14 protein-coding genes and 1 pseudogene are annotated in these 15,526 nt (G+C 60.2%); 10 read left to right on the top strand and 5 right to left on the bottom strand.

The genetic code is table 11. The features are described 5' to 3' along the window. Positions 1 to 9: 9 nt before the first annotated feature. Entirely contained in the window at positions 10 to 798 is a 789-nt protein-coding gene (locus tag J2J99_RS11285) for a sulfite exporter TauE/SafE family protein (RefSeq protein WP_168297126.1), read from the bottom strand. Between the two features lie 233 nt (positions 799 to 1,031). Between J2J99_RS11285 and metG the strand changes: the two genes are divergently transcribed. The 3 genes from metG to J2J99_RS11270 are packed head-to-tail and all read left to right on the top strand — an operon-like array spanning position 1,032 to position 4,189. Then, positions 1,032 to 2,582: a methionine--tRNA ligase gene (metG, locus tag J2J99_RS11280; protein ID WP_168297127.1), complete on the top strand. Its 1,551-nt coding sequence runs from the start codon at positions 1,032 to 1,034 to the stop codon at positions 2,580 to 2,582. A gap of 4 nt (positions 2,583 to 2,586) precedes the next feature. Then, the gene (locus tag J2J99_RS11275; RefSeq protein ID WP_168297128.1) at positions 2,587 to 3,369 is read left to right on the top strand and encodes a TatD family hydrolase; all 783 of its coding nucleotides are present in this window, start codon (positions 2,587 to 2,589) and stop codon (positions 3,367 to 3,369) included. Positions 3,370 to 3,373: 4 nt separating this feature from the next. Continuing rightward, complete coding sequence (locus J2J99_RS11270; protein WP_168297129.1) at positions 3,374 to 4,189, top strand: MBL fold metallo-hydrolase; 816 nt, start codon at positions 3,374 to 3,376, stop codon at positions 4,187 to 4,189. Between the two features lie 75 nt (positions 4,190 to 4,264). Here J2J99_RS11270 and J2J99_RS11265 read toward each other — a convergent pair whose 3' ends face one another. After that, a complete protein-coding gene (locus J2J99_RS11265) occupies positions 4,265 to 4,873 on the bottom strand; it encodes a TerC family protein (RefSeq protein WP_168297130.1) in 609 nt (202 codons plus the stop codon). Positions 4,874 to 5,175: 302 nt separating this feature from the next. On the opposite strand from J2J99_RS11265, the gene J2J99_RS11260 reads away from it, so the two are divergent. Further along, positions 5,176 to 5,805, top strand: a complete 630-nt coding sequence (locus tag J2J99_RS11260) for a hypothetical protein (RefSeq protein ID WP_205918863.1) — start codon at positions 5,176 to 5,178, stop codon at positions 5,803 to 5,805. Between the two features lie 64 nt (positions 5,806 to 5,869). After that, positions 5,870 to 6,250 carry a hypothetical protein gene (locus J2J99_RS11255; RefSeq protein WP_168297132.1) on the top strand — a complete coding sequence of 127 codons (381 nt, stop codon included), beginning with the start codon at positions 5,870 to 5,872 and terminating at the stop codon, positions 6,248 to 6,250. Positions 6,251 to 6,341: 91 nt separating this feature from the next. Here J2J99_RS11255 and J2J99_RS11250 read toward each other — a convergent pair whose 3' ends face one another. From J2J99_RS11250 to J2J99_RS11240, 3 genes are read right to left on the bottom strand one after another with little or no spacing between them, the layout of a single operon-like run. Then, positions 6,342 to 7,499, bottom strand: coding sequence for a M20 aminoacylase family protein (locus tag J2J99_RS11250; protein WP_168297133.1), 1,158 nt, complete (start codon positions 7,497 to 7,499; stop codon positions 6,342 to 6,344). A 1-nt stretch (position 7,500) separates the two neighbouring features. After that, on the bottom strand, positions 7,501 to 8,742 hold the full coding sequence (locus tag J2J99_RS11245) for a Zn-dependent hydrolase (RefSeq protein ID WP_168297134.1): 1,242 nt from the start codon (positions 8,740 to 8,742) through the stop codon (positions 7,501 to 7,503). Beyond that, positions 8,742 to 9,968 carry a diaminopropionate ammonia-lyase gene (locus J2J99_RS11240; protein ID WP_168297135.1) on the bottom strand — a complete coding sequence of 409 codons (1,227 nt, stop codon included), beginning with the start codon at positions 9,966 to 9,968 and terminating at the stop codon, positions 8,742 to 8,744. The genes J2J99_RS11245 and J2J99_RS11240 overlap by 1 nt, the downstream gene beginning before the upstream one ends. Before the next feature lie 164 nt (positions 9,969 to 10,132). Here J2J99_RS11240 and J2J99_RS11235 point away from each other — a divergent pair, with 164 nt between their 5' ends. From J2J99_RS11235 to J2J99_RS11220, 5 genes and pseudogenes are all read left to right on the top strand, one after another. Beyond that, entirely contained in the window at positions 10,133 to 10,639 is a 507-nt protein-coding gene (locus J2J99_RS11235) for an Lrp/AsnC family transcriptional regulator (protein WP_168297136.1), read from the top strand. Positions 10,640 to 10,874: 235 nt separating this feature from the next. After that, complete coding sequence (locus J2J99_RS11230) at positions 10,875 to 12,302, top strand: ISNCY family transposase (RefSeq protein WP_168312671.1); 1,428 nt, start codon at positions 10,875 to 10,877, stop codon at positions 12,300 to 12,302. 252 nt (positions 12,303 to 12,554) lie between these two features. Then, positions 12,555 to 12,761: pseudogene (locus tag J2J99_RS34700) on the top strand (helix-turn-helix domain-containing protein); the annotation flags it as partial. 127 nt (positions 12,762 to 12,888) lie between these two features. Further along, entirely contained in the window at positions 12,889 to 13,023 is a 135-nt protein-coding gene (locus tag J2J99_RS34480; protein WP_259664544.1) for a hypothetical protein, read from the top strand. Positions 13,024 to 13,128: 105 nt separating this feature from the next. After that, complete coding sequence (locus tag J2J99_RS11220) at positions 13,129 to 15,390, top strand: bifunctional diguanylate cyclase/phosphodiesterase (RefSeq protein ID WP_168296867.1); 2,262 nt, start codon at positions 13,129 to 13,131, stop codon at positions 15,388 to 15,390. The last annotated feature ends 136 nt before the right edge of the window (positions 15,391 to 15,526 follow it).

Below are 15,526 nucleotides of genomic sequence, written 5' to 3'. Positions count from 1 at the left end.
GGCGACCGGTCAGCCAGCCAGCAGCTTCCATGCGACAACGGCCAGGGTCGCTGCCAGGACGATGCGGATCGTGCGTTCATGCAGCCTCGGCGCCAGAAGGCTTCCGATGACGATGCCGGGGATCGAGCCGACAAGCAGGGCAAGCAGCATTGCCCAGTCGATCTCGCCGATCAGCCAGTAGCCGGTGCCGCCGATCAGGGTTAGCGGCACCGCGTGGACGATGTCGGAACCGACGATTTCACGCACATCCAGCCTGGGATAGAGGAGGAGCAGGATCGTCACGCCTAGCGCGCCGGCGCCGACCGAGGTCAGCGTGACCAAGACCCCGAGGCAGAATCCGAGAAGGACTGTGAGGATCAGAATGGTTGTCGGCCGCGGCGGTGCGCGATGGCCGATGGCGCGGCGCGCCAATTCCAGTATGGAACCGCGGAAGACCAGCATGATCGCGGTCATGACAAGCAGCCAGCCGAGCGCGACCGTGATGGTGTTGGTCACGCCGATGCTTTTGCGATCGACGCCGGCCAGAAGCCAGAGCATCAGCAGGGCGGCCGGCACGCTGCCGGCGGCGAGACTGCCGACGATCTTCCAGTTGACCCGTCCATGCATGCCGTGAACGGCAGTTCCCGCGGTTTTGGTAATCGCCGCATAAAGGAGATCGGTGCCGACGGCCGTTGCGGGATGGACGCCGAACAGCAGCACCAGCAGGGGCGTCATCAGCGAGCCGCCACCAACGCCGGTGATGCCGACAAGCGCGCCGACGAATAGGCCGGAAAGCGAATAGAGCGGCTCGAATGTCAAGCAAGCGCCTCCGACGGCGCGCGGCCACGACTATCCCGGTACATGAAAACTGGCACTTTGTTCTGTCCCGCCCTCTTTCTGACGACCGGTAAATTGCGTGCGAAGCGGAGTCAAGTTCACGACCCCGTGTCCCGGAAATCATCGACGGCGCGAAAACTTGATGTTTCGCTAGACGGTGACATGCGCTAAGAGCGGCTGACCATTTTTATAGAGTAAGCCGGACATTGGCAGCTATGACAGACAAAACACCCTTTTACATCACCACCGCGATTTCCTATCCGAACGGCAAGCCGCATATCGGCCATGCCTATGAGCTGATCGCGACGGATGCGATGGCGCGCTACCAGCGCCTGGACGGCAGGGATGTTTTCTTCCTGACGGGCACCGACGAACACGGCCAGAAGATGCAGCAGACGGCGCGCGCCGAGGGGATTACCGCGCAGGCGCTCGCCGACCGCAACTCCGGCGAATTCGAGGCGATGGCGAAGCTGCTCAACGCTTCGAATGACGACTTCATCCGCACCACGCAGGAGCGTCATCACGAGACGTCGAGGAACATCTGGAAACTGATGGCCGATAATGGCGACATCTACAAGGACAGCTATGCCGGCTGGTATTCGGTGCGCGACGAGGCCTATTACCAGGAAAACGAGACGGAGCTGCGCGCCGACGGCGTGCGCTACGGCCCGCAGGGCACGCCCGTCGAGTGGGTGGAAGAGGCAAGCTATTTCTTCAAGCTCTCCGAATACCAGGAGAAGCTGCTGAAGCACTACGAAGAGAATCCCGACTTCATCGGTCCAGCCGAGCGCCGCAACGAGGTAGTTTCCTTCGTCAAGTCCGGTCTCAAGGATCTCTCGGTCTCGCGCACGACCTTCGACTGGGGCATCAAAGTGCCGAACGATCCGTCCCACGTCATGTATGTCTGGGTCGACGCGCTGACCAACTACCTCACTGCGACAGGCTATATCGAGGACAGGAACGGCCCGCGGGCGAAATACTGGCCGGCGGATGTGCACATCATCGGCAAGGACATCATCCGCTTCCATGCCGTCTATTGGCCGGCCTTCCTGATGTCGGCGAAGCTGCCGCTGCCGAAGCGGGTGTTTGCCCACGGCTTCCTGCTCAACAAGGGCGAGAAGATGTCGAAGTCGCTCGGCAACGTCGTCGATCCCGTCAATCTGGTGAACCATTTCGGTCTCGATCAGGTGCGCTACTTCTTCCTGCGCGAAGTTTCCTTCGGCCAGGACGGCAGCTACAGCGAAGAGGCGATCGGCACGCGCATCAATTCCGACCTTGCCAACGGCATCGGCAACCTTGCCAGCCGCTCGCTGTCGATGATCGTCAAGAACTGTGACGGGAAAATCCCGGAATGCGGGCCGCTCACCGACGAGGACAAGTCGATGCTGGCGCAGGCCGACGCGCTGCACGCGTCGACGCGCGAGGATATGGGCAAGCAGCAGATCCACCGGGCGCTTGCCTCGATCATTGCAGTCGTTTCCGAGACCGACCGCTATTTCGCCGGCCAGGCGCCGTGGGCGCTGAAGAAGACCGATCCGGAGCGCATGGGCACGGTGCTTTACGTCACCGCCGAAGTCGTGCGCCAGATCGCCATCTTGCTGCAGCCGTTCATGCCGGAATCGTCGGGGAAGCTGCTCGACCTCGTGGCTGCGCCTGCCGACAAGCGCGATTTTGCCGCCCTCGGCGAGGCCGGCCGCCTTGTTGCCGGAACGCCGCTCGAGGCACCGACGCCGGTCTTCCCGCGTTACGTGGCTCTGGAGGCCTGAGGCCGTGCTGATCGATACCCATTGCCATCTCGATTTCGCCGACTTCGAGGCAGAGCGCGACGAGATTGTCACGCGTGCGCATCAGGCCGGCGTCAAGCAGATGGTGACGATCTCGACGCGCGTGCGCAAGCTCGACGGGCTGCTCGCCATTACCGAAAAATATCCTTCAGTATTCTGCTCCGTCGGCACGCACCCGAATAATGCCGGCGACGAGCTGGACATCCAGACGGAAGACCTCGTGCGCCTGGCGAACGCCCATCAAAAGGTGGTGGCGATCGGCGAGGCGGGGCTCGACTATTTCTACGACACGCAGAAGCCCGAGGACCAGCAGACCGGCTTTCGCCGGCATATTGCGGCTGCTCGGGAAACGCAGCTTCCGCTCGTCATCCATAGCCGCAGCGCCGATGAAGATATGGCTTCCATCCTGACCGAGGAAACCGGGAAGGGAGCCTTCCCCTTCATCCTGCACTGCTTCTCGGCGGGCCCGGAACTGGCAAGGACCGGCGTGGCGCTCGGCGGCTATGTTTCCTTCTCGGGTATCCTGACTTTCCCCAAATCGGAAGAGCTGCGCGAGATTGCCAAGACGATCCCGCATGAGCGGCTGCTGGTGGAAACGGACGCGCCCTATCTGGCGCCGAAGCGCTGGCGCGGCAAGCGCAATGAGCCGTCCTATGTCGTCAATACGGCCGAAGTTCTCGCCGAGACGATCGGACTTTCCTATGCGGAGGCCGCCCGGATCACGACGGAGAACGCTTTGCGCCTGTTCTCGAAAATGCCGAGGATCTAGCGGCGTGCTCTATCGGCGGCGTTTCACCATTCTCGGCTGTTCGTCGTCACCGGGCGTGCCGCGCATTACCGGCGACTGGGGCGCCTGCAATCCCGATAATCCAAAAAACCGGCGCACGCGCGCCTCGTTCATGGTGCAGCAATTCGGCCCCGACGGCGTCACGACTGTCGTCGTCGATACCGGGCCGGATTTTCGTGAGCAGATGATCAGGGCAGGGGCCGACCATGTCGATGCCGTACTCTATAGCCATCCGCATGCCGATCACATCCACGGCATCGACGATCTGCGCGGCTATTTCCACAATACGCGCCGTCGGGTGCCGATCTTTGCCGATCAATATACGATGGACAGGCTGCGCGAAGCCTTCCGCTATTGCCTGGAGACGCCGCCCGGCAGCAATTACCCGCCGATCGTGCTGCCTGTTGTCATCGAAAATGTCGACGAGGCCGTCGAAATCCGCGGCCCCGGCGGCAAGATCGACTTTTACCCGCATATCCAGCAGCATGGCGATATCCAATCACTCGGCTTCCGCATCGGCGACGTGGCTTATTGCAGTGATATCAGCGATTTTCCGCCGCAGACCGTGGAGAAGCTGCAGAATCTCGACGTTCTGATCATCGACGCCCTGCAATACACCTATCATCCGAGCCATCTGTCGCTGGAACAGTCGCTCGACTGGATCGGCCGGCTCAAGCCGAAACGGGCGATTCTCACCCATATGCATACGCCGCTCGATTACGACGCGGTGATGGCTGAGACGCCCGAGCATGTGGTGCCTGCGTTTGACCAGATGAGCTTCGAGATTGAGGTCAGCGCATAAATCCAAGCGCTGCAGCGTCTGCACTGTGTCTGAAAGGACGCAGCTGGTCGGGCGAACCCCGACCCTGAAGCAGGTTCACTGCATATAAGGCAGAACCTCGACGGCGCCACGATAGATCATATCGAGCGAAACGTAGAGGATAATCAGCAGACCGATATAGGCGATCCAGCGATGATGGCCGAGCAGCCGGGCGATCAGATTGGCGGCGATGCCCATGAGCGCGATCGACAGACCGAGGCCGAGCACCAGCACGCTCGGATGTTCGCGCGCAGCTCCCGCCACGGCGAGCACGTTGTCGAGTGACATCGAGACGTCGGCGATGACGATCTGGGTCGCCGCCTGGAAGAAGGTCTTTTTCGGTGCACCTTCGCCGCTTTCGGCCATGTGCTCTTCGCTTTGGCCATTGCGAAGCTCGCGCCACATCTTCCAGCAAACCCAGAGCAGCAGCAGGCCGCCGGCCAGCAGCAGGCCGACGATCGCCAGCAGATAGACCGCAACGCTGGCAAAGACAATTCGCAGAACAGTCGCGGCCAGAATGCCGACGATGATCGCCTTGCGCCGTTGCGTGGCCTCGAGACCGGCAGCGGCAAGACCGATAACCACGGCATTGTCGCCAGCGAGAACAAGGTCGATAGCGATGACCTGCAGCAAAGCCGTCAGACCGGCTGCCGTGAAGATGTCCATATGAAATGTCCCCAATGCGTCGAAAGCCGTGCTAGCGTCTCGATGGTTTGCCGTCAACCGCTGAGGGATGCAACAGCCGGTGCAAATCACGGCGCGGTGCATCCGAAACGGTGAGCGGCAACGCTATAGGACTGCCGGTGAAGCCCCGCCGAGCCGTCGCCATAGCCGTGGAACATTCATCTCGGCTGCCGGTTCTCCAAGTCAGGAAACCAGGCGTCGGGTCGGCGGCTGGAACGTGACATCGAGAGGAGAGTTCCGTGAGCAACATTCACGACGAAACCAACCGGGGCTTTTCAGGCCCCATGGGCGGTGGCAGCCTTACCGCATTTTTCGACAGCCAGTCGCAGGCCGAATCCGCGATTTCCCGTCTCGAGGACGCCGGCGTCCCCGTCGCGAGAATAAGATTGATGCCGGGATATGAGGCGGATGGAAAGAATGCCGGCGTCATGAGCGACGACCGCAGCGGCTTCTTCGACGCGCTGGCCGACTTCTTCTTCCCGGACGAGGATCGTGCGATGTACGCAGAGGGACTGCGGCGAGGCGGCTTCCTGGTTCAGGTCAATGATATCGATGACGCACTCTACGAAACCGTTCATGATATCCTGGACGACGAGGGCAATATCGACATCGACGAACGGGCAGATCTCTGGCTGTCGGAAAGCGGACGTCAAGGCGGGTCGAATACCGGTTTTGCCGGCTCGGCCCGCGGCGGCAAGGCCGCAGACGACTTGGCCGTATCCGAAAGCGCATTCGAAGGGCCGGCTTCCGACGACGAGGCGGCGCCAGTCGCAATGCGCGACACCGCGCGTGGAAGCGCAACAGTTCGTGCTTACAGATTCACCGGCAGTTCCGCATCATCGAACGGTTCGGACCGGCAGTCGCAGACGCAAGGCGGATCGCAGCAGAGCCAGAGTTTCCGGCGCGACCATTGATGAGCAGCGAGGCCGGCGGCAATGCCGGGCCACGCGGCACTCACCTATTCGAGGACACATATCGATGCAATCATCCATCAACCGCGACGGCTTTCTGCCGCCTGATCCCGATGAACTGGTCGCCGAAGGCGAACTGCCTTTTGCCGATGCGGCCGACGAATCCGCACGTGACAAGGCCGACCAAAGTCTGCACCACCTGCAGCGGGAACTGAAGCTGCTCCACGCCCGCATCGCCCTGCTGCGAGCCGATGCGGAAGCGGCGCTGAAAGCCAAGGCTACTTCCCTCGATGCGAATGCTCATGTCCAGCTCGGCGACTATCCGTGGCTGAAACTCGCCATCGCCACCGGCGCAGCCTTCGTCGTGGCGAGGGCGATCAGAAACTTGCCGTTCGGCGTATTGCTGGGCGCATTTGCTGGTCATGTCTCGCAGGCCAGACGATGGTGAACGATCCGGCGTGCCTCGGATCGAGACGAGGCGCTGCGGTTGTAGACCTGGTCGTCATCAAAGGCTGTGGGATTTCACGCGCCTGCCGAAATCAGGGCAGGGGAAGCCGGCGGCGGACGATAGCGGTGTGAAAATTCGTCCCGTGGATCAGGCCGTCGTCGCAGAAGTCATAGCGAGGATTGTGCAGCGGTGGCGAGTCTCCGTTCCCGAGGAACACGAACACGCCGGGCGCATACTCCAGAAAGTGTGCGAAGTCCTCGCTTCCCGTCATCGGCTCCCGTGCCATGCGAACGTTTTTCTCCGGAAGAATGGCGTGAGCGGCGGCGAAAGTCTCCTCGACCAGATCGGGATCGTTGAGGAGCGGAACGAATTCCCTGCTGTAGCTCACCTCGGCCGAGACATTATAGGCGAGCGCAGTTCCTTGCGCGATGATTCGCATCTGCTTCTCGATTTCGGCGCTGACCTCCGAACGGAAGCTTCGTGCATCGCCCAGAATCCGCGCCTCTCCCGGCAGGGCATTTCGAGTTCCGTCGGTGATGAGTTCGGTGACGGAAACCACGGAAGTATCCGTAGGACTGAGGCGGCGTGAGACAATCGTCTGCAGGTTGGTCACAAGGGCGCAGGCGGCTACGAGAACCTCGTTGCCCCAGTGGGGGCGCGCAGCGTGACCGCCGACGCCGCGCAGCACGATCTCGAAATTGTCTTCGGCCGACATGATCGCGCCCGGCCGGGTTTCGAATGTGCCGACGGGGAGGCCGGGCATGTTGTGAATGCCGTAGATCTCCTCGAACGGATAGCGCTCCGTCAATCCGTCCGCGAGCATGGCAAGCGCGCCGCGTCCCCATTCCTCCGCCGGCTGAAAAATGAAACGGACGGTTCCGTCGAAACCACCTTCCTCTGCGAGCAGCTTGGCGGCGCCGAGCAGCATGGTGGTGTGCCCGTCGTGGCCGCAGGCGTGCATGACGCCCGGGTTCGATGATTTGTAGGGAACGTTTCCCTCTTCGGGAATTCGAAGTGCGTCCATGTCAGCGCGCAGCGCGATCGAGCGGTCGCCGGATCCGCGCTTGAGCGTGCCGACGACACCGGTTCCTCCGACACCCTCCGCCACCTCGTCGAGGCCGAACTCACGCAGCTTGGCCGCGACGAAGGCTGAGGTGCGCTTCTCCTCGAATCCGAACTCCGGGTGGGCATGCAGGTCGCGCCGCCACGCCGTCATTTCGTTCTTCAGGGCATCGATATCGATCGCCATTTCAAATTCCTCCGCCCGCAATCTGCTTGACAACGTCGAGAAGCATGTTCGCTCCGGCGACCAGATCCTCGTCCGGGGTCTTTTCCTTGGGACTATGGCTGATGCCGCCAAGGCTCGGCACGAAAATCATCGCGGCGGGAGCGATCCGAGCCATCATTTGCGCGTCATGGCCCGCACCCGAGGTCATGCGGCGGACCGTGTGTCCGCGTCTGGCCGCGGCTTTCTCGATCAGTTCGACGATCTTGCCGTCGAACGCCACCGGCTGGAAGCGGGCGAGGCGCTCGACCTCGAAGGACACGCCTTCCTCTTTCGCTACCTGCGCAAGGTGGGCTTCGAGGGCAGCCTCCTCTTGCCTCAGCCGATCCTCGTCCGGATCGCGAAGATCCACCGTGAAGGTGGCGCGGGAAGGGATGACGTTGATCGCGTTCGGCTCGAAGGTCATGCAGCCAACCGTTGCCACTGTCGGCGTGTTCGCATTCACTGCGCGTTCGCGCAGAAAAGTAATGACCAGCGCGGCGGCATGTCCGGCGTCGCGGCGCATCGAGATGGGTGTCGTTCCCGCATGGTTGGCGTCGCCGCTGATGGTCACCCTCTGCCAGGAGATGCCTTGCAGGTTTTCCACGGCGCCGATCTGGATGCCTTCGCGTTCGAGAACCGGACCCTGTTCGATATGCAGCTCGAGATAGGCATGCGGCCGGATGAAGCCTGGCTGATGTTCTCCATCGTAGCCGATGCGCCGCAGCTCCTCGCCAAGTTTCGTGCCATCTGTTCCCACAGTTGCAAGTGCGGTGTCGACATCGAGGCCGCCCGCATAGACGAGCGATCCCATCATGTCCGGGGCGTAGCGCACTCCTTCCTCGTTGGTGAAGGCGGCGACCACGATCGGGCGCGACGGCTGAAAACCCTTTGCGACGAGCGTCTCGATAACCTCAAGACCAGACAGAACTCCATAACATCCGTCATAGATGCCCGCGTTGATCACGGTATCGATATGCGATCCGAGCATCAGCGGTGCCAGGTTGGATACAGCTGCGGGCTTCCAGATTCCGAATATGTTGCCGATGCGGTCGACGGCGACTTCCAACCCGGCCTGCTCGATCAACGAGACGAACTTGTCACGTCCGAGCTTCTCCGTATCCGAGGCCGCAAGACGGATCAGCCGGCCATCGTCGTCACGACCGATGTCGCCTAGTTCAACGATCCGGCCGAGCAGCCGTTCGGAGTTGATGGAAATCTCGCTCATCACGCCACCATTTCCTTACGTCCGCTTTGGCCGACGTTTTTCGCTGTTATGTCTGCCGGTGTTGCGCCGACAAACTTCTCGTATAGGACGGGATCGGTCGCGCCCTCGGTGTTGATGAGGAAGACGCGAGATTGCGCGTCAAGGCCGATCTTTGTCCGCAGTTCAGTGTCGGCAGCAATTTTCAGAAGGGCCGCGAGACCGACGCCGCCGCTTTCGCCGGCAACGACCGCCGGGTCGGACCCGCCGGGGTTGGCAAGCAGTTTCATCGCTTCGATCGCGTCGGGGTCGTCGATCGTCATGAATGCATCCGCAGCATGCGCCAGGATCCGCCATGCCACCAGCGATGGCTCATAGCACTCCAGCATCGCCATTACGGTGGCCTCTCCACGATCGACTTTCACCGGCTGTCCGGCGAGCGCTGTCTGAACGATGCAGGCTGCGCGAGAGGGATCGACGACCACGAAGAAGGGGCGCTTGTCGCCAAACAGGACGGAGAAGTGGCCCGCAACCGCGGCGGCGATGCCGCCGACGCCCGCCTGCAGGAACACATGGGTCGGCGGCTGCGGCATCTGGCGGAGCGCCTCGGTCAACAGCGCGGTGTAACCCTGCATCACGAAGCCTGGGATGCGTTCATAGCCGGGCCACGACGTGTCGGAGACCGTCATCCAGTGCTTCTCCTCGGCAACGCGCGCCGCCTCGTGAACGGAGTCATCATAATTGCCGTCGACCCGGATAATATCCGCGCCATAGCGGGCAATTGCGTCGATGCGCTCCTTGCTGACGCCTGAATGAACGAAGATCGAGCATTTGGCTCCGACGAGCTGCGCGCCCATGGCGACCGCGCGCCCGTGGTTGCCGTCCGTGGCGCAGGCGACTGTCATTTTCGAGGCGATGACTTTCACATCCTCATTCTGCAGTTCTCCCACGTCCACTTCGCGGCCAAGGCGCTTCGAAGCTTCCTCGAGAACGAGCCGGATCACGGCATAGGAACCGCCGAGCGCCTTGAAGCTGCCGAGGCCGAGGCGATGGCCCTCATCCTTTACCAGGATCGAACCGACCCCGATCTCACGCGCAAGTTTCGCGAGCTGAAGCAAGGGAGTTGGCTTGTGGCCCTGGCGATGATGGAGGAAACGTTCGACGGTCTTGGCGGCTTCAACTCCTAAAACCTCGGCGTCGGCTGCATCGATGGGTTTGCCGTAGTCGGCGTGTTTGTTCAGGAGGAACATGCGGACTTCCTTTCGAAAAGGCCTGTGACGTGATAATTACTTCATTCAGGCTGAAAGAAGCGCTGTATTTTGATACCGATTTTGCAACATTCGCTCATCTTGCCGCCGGAATGGAGCGCTTTTCCTCGCTTTGCCGCCGGTGCTCCTCTCAAAAGGATCGATGTATGATCGACAGGATTTCAGCGAAAATGGTGGAGCTGGACCGTTTCGACCTCGCCATTCTCGAGATCCTCCAGCGGGACAACAAGACACCTCAGCGCTCGATCGCCGAGGTCATCGGTCTGTCGGCGCCGGCTGTGCAGCGCCGGATCAAGCGGATGGAGGAGACGGGTACGATCGCCGCCAACGTCGCGATGATCGAGCCTTCCCATGTGCGCCACGAGATCACGGTCGTTGTCGAAGTCGAAATGCACAGCGAGTTTGGCGCCACGCATGACGAGACGAAGAAATCCTTCGCCGAGGCTCCTGAAGTCCAGCAGTGCTACTACGTGACCGGCGAGGTGGATTTCATTCTTCTCGTCGTCGTCCGAACCATGGGAGAATACGAAGCCATGACCCGGCGTCTGTTCTTTGCCAACAAGAACGTCAAGCGGTTCCGCAGTTTTGTAGCGATGGACAGAGTGAAGGTTGGCCTGAATGTCTCGCTGGATCCGAAACGGGATCGGAGCTGAGCCGGATCTGGGCAGCGCAAGGGCGGAGCGGTGCAAGCCTTTGGCGTAGCATGAAAGTTTGCGTTCCATAATCTATCTTATGTGATCTTTGTTTGTAGGGGCTATTTAGTAATGCGACAGTTGGGCCAGTTAGAGATGCGACAGTCTCGCCTCTCGACGCACTGGTCAAAGCCAATGTTGGGAGCAAGGATGACGATCTTCAGCCTGGTCGAGACCATGAGCGGTCGGAGTCGTCATGTCCTTTATGATCACCATGTCGCAGAAAGAGTTGCATCGCCTCGAAGTCATCCAGAAGATCCGTGACGAACGCCTGAGCGTTGTCCAGGCTGCCGAACTGCTCGACCTCAGTCGAAGTCAGGTCCATCGGCTGCTGCAGGCTTATGACCGGAATGGTCCAGCCGGCCTTGTTTCCAAGAAGCGATCACAACCGAGCAACCGGCGCCACAGCGAGGAGTTTCGCAATGCGGCGCTGGATCTCATCCGGGAGCGCTATCTGGATTTCGGTCCGACGCTGGCTCGCGAGAAGCTGATCGAACTGCATCATATTTCGGTCGCCAAGGAGACGCTGCGGCAATGGATGACCGAGGCCGGCATCTGGATCTCGCGTCGCGAGCGCAAGAAGCGGGTTTTCCAGCCACGCGGCCGGCGCGACTGCTTTGGCGAACTGGTGCAGATCGATGGTTCGCATCACTGGTGGTTCGAGAACCGCGGCCCCAAATGCGCCCTGCTCGTCTATATCGATGACGCCACTGGCAAGCTGTTACATCTTCGCTTTGCCGGATCGGAGAACACGTTCGATTATCTGCATGCGACGAAAGCCTATCTGCAGCAATGGGGCAAACCGCTGGCTTTCTATAGCGACAAGCATGGTGTTTTTCGTTCGACCCATGCGTCGGAGAAGGACCGGACGAGCGGCCTGACGCAGTTTGGTCGTGCGCTTTATGAGCTGAACATCGACATTATCTGTGCCAACACTCCGCAAGCCAAGGGCCGTGTGGAACGCGCCAACCAGACATTGCAGGATCGGCTGGTCAAGGAGATGCGGCTTCGCGGCATCGATACGATCGAAGCTGCCAATGCCTATGCGCCTGAGTTCATTGCGGATTTCAATTCGCGGTTCGGCAAGCAACCGCGCAATCCGAAGGACATGCACCGACCGCTGGCCGACCATGAGAATCTCGATGGCGCCATGTGCCGGAAGGAAGTCCGCACACTGTCGCAGTCGCTGACGCTCCGTTACGACAAGGTCTTGTTCATTCTCGATCCGACCGAGATTTCCAGGCCATTGGCGGGTAAGAAGGTCGTTGTCTGCGACTACCCGGACGGCCGCCTCGAGATCATGCACGAGAGCTTCACCCTGCCCTACAGAACCTTCGATACATTGCGGTCGGTCCACCGGGCAGAGGTTGTCGAGAACAAGCGTCTCGACGACATGCTTTCCATCGTCGCCGAGCTGCAGGCTGGGCGGGAACAGCAACGCAGCAAGAGCGGCCCTCGCCGCACCGGCCAGACGGATCATATGTTCGGTATTCCCGATGGCAGCCAGGGCAATGGTTATCAGAAGCGTGGCCGCAAGCCTGGCCGGCGGACGGACTTCATGAATGATCCGGAGGTCATCGCAAAAAGGCAGAAGGCGCTGGCACGGCTGGAGGCAGCGGAATAAATCGGGCACTCATAGTCTCAAAGCTAAAGCCGAAGGGGTGCTCCTCACCCGCCCCCTCCCTTCCCTTGCAACCCGGCCCAGCCGGTCCGGTCGGGGGCTTGCCTCAGCGCAAGTGGACATGCCGAGTGTCGCATTTCTAAATGGCTGACAGCGTTGCGCATCTAATCAGCTTTGACATTGTTTGTAGCGGGGCACATGCTATCTCGAACTGCAACAAAAGCGCTAAGCTACCTGCTTTTCGGGAGCCATGGTTTGAGCCATACCTTTTCGCATTTGAGTTTTGACGAACGCCGATCGATTTCCAGGATGTTGGATCAGAAGTTTAGCCAGTCTGAGATCGCCAGACGCCTCGGCCGGGACCGTGCGACCATCTCCCGAGAGATCAAACGCAACTACTGGCACGATCAGGAATTCCCCGATGCCGAAGGCTACTGGGCGGTGACCGCCAACGACATGGCGTGACAGGCGTCAGTCTTTAAGCTCCTGTTGCATTTACATTAGAAGTCACCCGCAAAGTTAGAGTGTCCTGTTTCTGCAAAGTTGGAATGTCACTCTCCCCGCGTTTGATGACGTGGGAGACAAGCGGATGGGACTGATTTCGATGAGCGAGCGTGATCTGCAGCGGATCGAGGTTTTGTCGAAGGTCGTCAACGGCCGGATGACGAAGGTGTCGGCGGCGCATGTGCTTGCTCTGAGTACGCGCCGATGCACGCCGGACTGATCAAATCCCCAACGGATTGTCTTTCCTGCAACCACATCGGCGGTTTAGCGTTGCCTTAAAGAAACTGTGCAAGGATGCAAGTCTGTCATTCAAACTGGCGACCGGATGAAGTTTCGACGAAATACAAAGACAATTCGCGCCTTCGCGGGCTCCCTGATGAGCCATGCGAGTGCATTCGCTCCGGCGCTATTTGCGGCCATTATCGCGGCCATTGTCGTCTGGGTGGCAACGAACTGGCGGCTTGAGCGGTCGCTGGCCGAGGAACGCTCGGTTGTTGCCGGCGAGCTTGCGACGCTGTCATCTCGACTTCAGACTAACCTCAACAGCAATGTGAAGCTGTTGCAAGGTTTGGCGGCGGGCATCGCGGTCGATCCGGCGATGGGCCAGAACAGATTTTCCAAACTTGCCGCGCAGATTCTGCGGCCTGAATCTCAATTGCGAAGCTTTGCCGCAGCGCCCGACATGGTGGTCCAGTGGGTTTATCCGGAAAAAGAAAACGAAAAGGCCATCGGGCTCGACTACCGAAAAAATGAGAAGCAACGGGCTGCCGCGATGCTGGCGCGCAACACACACAATATCGTCCTGACAGGCCCGGTGGAGCTTGTCCAAGGCGGAACGGCTTTCGTTGTCAGGTGCCCGATTTATATCGACGATGGCAACAGCCAGATCTTTTGGGGTCTGCTTTCCGGAATCATCGATATTCCGAGGCTATATGGGGATAGCGGTCTCAGTTCGACCGACCTCGAGATTGCGATCAGCACGACGCCGGAGCCGAATTCGCCCAAACAGGTCTTTCTTGGAAGCCTGGAAACCTTTGCGAAGAAACCGGTCGTCGCCTCCATCGATATGACTTACGGTCGATGGTCCCTCGCCGCGCTTCCCAGGCATGGATGGGGCCAGAATAATGGCATCGGCACTTTTGAGCTCTATGCCAGCCTGTTGGCTTTGTGCGTCGTGGCGCCGATCGTCTGGGTCGGCTTTCTCACCAAATCCCGCCAGAAGACCATCGAAAAACTTCGCCTTCACAAGAACAAGCTCGTCCGAGCACGACAGAGGCTGGAGCACCTGTCACTGCATGACGCCCTCACCGGACTACCCAATCGGCGATTTGTCGACCAGATGATCTCGCAGCCGCCGAGGCCCGATCCGCATGACCGTCTGATCCTCATCCATATCGATCTTGACCGCTTTAAAGAGATCAACGACACGAAGGGGCATGCCGGCGGTGACATGGTCCTGCAGACAACGGCTTCGCGGCTTGCCGATTTGACAGGCCCGAATGATGTTGCGGCCCGCATCGGCGGAGACGAGTTCGTCTTCGCCAGTTGGAGCACCACTCCCGAGCCTAAAGCAACCGAATTGGCCAGACAGATCGTCGACGCGCTGCAGCAGACCATCTTTATCGATGGAGCCGGTTATGTGGTCGGCGCAAGCGTCGGCGTCGCCTGGGAAACTGAAAGTGCCCGCGACCGGGATCTCAGTCAGCTGCTTCTGAATGCCGATTTGGCACTGTATGAGGCGAAGAAAGCCGGCCGCGGCCGCGCGGCCGTTTTCACCGAGGAGCTTCGCAGCGCGGCAATCCATGCAAAAGAACTGGCGGATGACTTCAATCAAGCGCTCGAACGCGATGAACTCGTCGCATTCTTCCAACCACAGTTCAATGCGAACACGCTTGATATCGCAGGTGTCGAGGCGCTTGCCCGCTGGGATCATCCGCGAAAAGGTCTGCTCGGCCCGAACGCGTTTCTGGATGCCGCGGAAAAACTGGGGCGCAGTGGCGACATGGACAGGCTGATCCTGCAAAAGGCGCTGTTCGAGCTGACGCGATGGGACGGGTTGGGAATGCAAATTCCACGGGTCTCCGTCAATATTTCAGCGCGCCGGCTGGCGCAGGCAAATCTGCTCGCCGAGCTGTCCGCGCTTCCCGCAGCGAAGGATCGTCTATGTTTCGAGCTGCTCGAGACGATCTCCTTCGACGAGCTTCAGCCTGCCCTCAAGGAAGTCATTCCGGCAATCAAAGCGCTCGGCATTGAAATCGAGATCGACGATTTCGGCACGGAACATGCCAGTATCGTCAGCTTGCTTCGATTTGAGCCGCGCAGACTTAAGATCGATCGAGAAATCATCAAGCCGATCATCGCCTCTCCCTCGCAACGCCGGCTGGTCTCCTCCATCATCGAAATCGGCCGGTCGCAGAACATCGACATCGTTGCCGAGGGCGTGGAGACAATGGAGCACGCGAAGATCCTGAAAGATCTCGGTTGCCATTTGCTCCAGGGTTACGCTCTGGCACGACCCATGACCTCGGATCAGTTGATCGAATTTTGCCGGATGCAGGGCAAGGGAGCGGCAAAGGCAAGCCGATAGCTTGCTCAAGCCGCCTCGGTGACGAGCTTCGTATTGAGGTAACTCTCCAGTGCCTCAGAGCCGCCTTCCGAACCGGAGCCGAAATCGGAGCGCTTCCGCCAGTTTCTGGCAGGGACGAGGTGACGCCGTTACCTTC

Source organism: Rhizobium binae (assembly GCF_017357225.1).
In the GTDB taxonomy this organism is placed as follows: domain Bacteria; phylum Pseudomonadota; class Alphaproteobacteria; order Rhizobiales; family Rhizobiaceae; genus Rhizobium; species Rhizobium binae.
This window is presented reverse-complemented; position numbering and strand designations above follow the sequence as displayed.

What these genes read in the sequence shown, in the direction of transcription:
- metG (WP_168297127.1), top strand. Translation starts at nt 1,032, where the DNA reads ATGACAGACAAAACACCCTTTTACATCACCACCGCGATTTCCTATCCG.
- J2J99_RS11255 (WP_168297132.1), top strand. Translation starts at nt 5,870, where the DNA reads ATGCAATCATCCATCAACCGCGACGGCTTTCTGCCGCCTGATCCCGAT.
- J2J99_RS11220 (WP_168296867.1), top strand. Translation starts at nt 13,129, where the DNA reads ATGAAGTTTCGACGAAATACAAAGACAATTCGCGCCTTCGCGGGCTCC.
- J2J99_RS11245 (WP_168297134.1), bottom strand. Translation starts at nt 8,742, where the DNA reads ATGAGCGAGATTTCCATCAACTCCGAACGGCTGCTCGGCCGGATCGTT.
- J2J99_RS11235 (WP_168297136.1), top strand. Translation starts at nt 10,133, where the DNA reads ATGATCGACAGGATTTCAGCGAAAATGGTGGAGCTGGACCGTTTCGAC.
- J2J99_RS11265 (WP_168297130.1), bottom strand. Translation starts at nt 4,873, where the DNA reads ATGGACATCTTCACGGCAGCCGGTCTGACGGCTTTGCTGCAGGTCATC.
- J2J99_RS11240 (WP_168297135.1), bottom strand. Translation starts at nt 9,968, where the DNA reads ATGTTCCTCCTGAACAAACACGCCGACTACGGCAAACCCATCGATGCA.
- J2J99_RS11230 (WP_168312671.1), top strand. Translation starts at nt 10,875, where the DNA reads ATGTCCTTTATGATCACCATGTCGCAGAAAGAGTTGCATCGCCTCGAA.
- J2J99_RS11260 (WP_205918863.1), top strand. Translation starts at nt 5,176, where the DNA reads ATGGGCGGTGGCAGCCTTACCGCATTTTTCGACAGCCAGTCGCAGGCC.
- J2J99_RS34480 (WP_259664544.1), top strand. Translation starts at nt 12,889, where the DNA reads ATGGGACTGATTTCGATGAGCGAGCGTGATCTGCAGCGGATCGAGGTT.
- J2J99_RS11250 (WP_168297133.1), bottom strand. Translation starts at nt 7,499, where the DNA reads ATGGCGATCGATATCGATGCCCTGAAGAACGAAATGACGGCGTGGCGG.